Annotated in this window: 3 protein-coding genes; all 3 read right to left on the reverse strand. The window is 24.6% G+C overall.

Going from position 1 to position 1,234, the window contains the following annotated elements:
- Window positions 1-270: hypothetical protein (locus D9R21_RS06605; RefSeq protein ID WP_148108889.1), on the reverse strand; the 270-nt coding region annotated here is incomplete at its 3' end.
- Window positions 263-541 carry a hypothetical protein gene (locus D9R21_RS06610; RefSeq protein WP_126821555.1) on the reverse strand — a complete coding sequence of 93 codons (279 nt, stop codon included), beginning with the start codon at window positions 539-541 and terminating at the stop codon, window positions 263-265. The genes D9R21_RS06605 and D9R21_RS06610, both read right to left, overlap by 8 nt.
- Window positions 541-1,234, reverse strand: a 694-nt coding sequence (locus D9R21_RS07685; RefSeq protein ID WP_158613985.1) for a PBSX family phage terminase large subunit, incomplete at its 5' end; no start/stop codon positions are given. The genes D9R21_RS06610 and D9R21_RS07685, both read right to left, overlap by 1 nt.

A 1,234-nucleotide genomic window follows, 5' to 3' on the forward strand; every position in this document is an offset into this window, starting at 1 on the left:
TAATAAACCAAAAATAGTTTTACCCATTAAACTTGCTGTTAATTCATTTTTATCTAATTTTTCTTTTATTTTATAAGTTTCATATCATCAATTTAATTTTTCTAAAATATCTTTACGATGAGACTTAAATAAAATATCTTTACCATTTACTAATCGCATTTGATGACGAGCAATAATATTTGTTAAATTAATAGTTCAATCATAATTATAAAATTTTAAAACACTATTAATATCATTTAAGTTTGGTAAACTAGGGAAAGTATTATTCATTGTTATTTTGCTCCTTTAAATTTAAGATAAGTGCATAATTAATAATATTTACTGTTAATAAATTTGGTTCATTTGCTAAAACTTGTACACATACTTTAACTTTTTGATATTTTTTAATATATTCGTTATATAAATTTAATTTACATATTGCGATATTATCTTTATTTAATTCTTGACAAAGTCTTTTTTTAACTTGTCCACAAACAGACATATATGGTCTTTTTGCATTTATTACACGCTCATCATGGATTACATAAATACTTTTTTTCATTAATTTATTCACTCCCTTTGTTGTCATAATTTATAATCTGCTGAACTATTATGTTTAACCATTGGTATTAATTCAAAGTGTAAAGCATAAAAATCACTATCAAATGTATCATCATATAAATCTAACATTCTTTCTTCTCTGGCATCGGGCTTATCTTCTCATTGAATTAATTCATATTGAGTTTTACTTACAGGGCATTTTTCTCATAATCATTTTAATTGTCCTGTATTTATTAACATTGTGAATGCTTCAATACGATGTTTTATTTTAAATTTCTGCTTTTGTGCTGGTTTAAAATGTATGTATTGACCAAAAGAATAATTATATTTTTCTCTATTTAAACTTTCTAATGTTGCATAAGCACTATCATCAACATTGATTGATATACCTTGCTGTATTAAATTAAAATATTGATTTAATTGATTGTTGTAAAACTCTAAAATATCTTTTACTTGTTCTAATGGCCCTTTAAATTTCTGTGTAGCATTTGAATGTGTATATTCTGCTACTTTATATGCTTTTTTATCAAATGAATTATATATTCAAAAACTCGCTGCTGTTGTATGTCCTTTTGGACTAGTAGAGTTTGCTAAGTCAACACCACCTAATAACTTAGTTGGTTGAATAATATCTGTTGCTTGCATAATATCAATATATCTTGCAAAGATTGACCCACTAGTATTGCCTGGCAAT

It is taken from the genome of Spiroplasma endosymbiont of Megaselia nigra (genome assembly GCF_003987485.1).
Classification (GTDB): Bacteria; Bacillota_I; Bacilli_A; order Mycoplasmatales; family Mycoplasmataceae; genus Spiroplasma.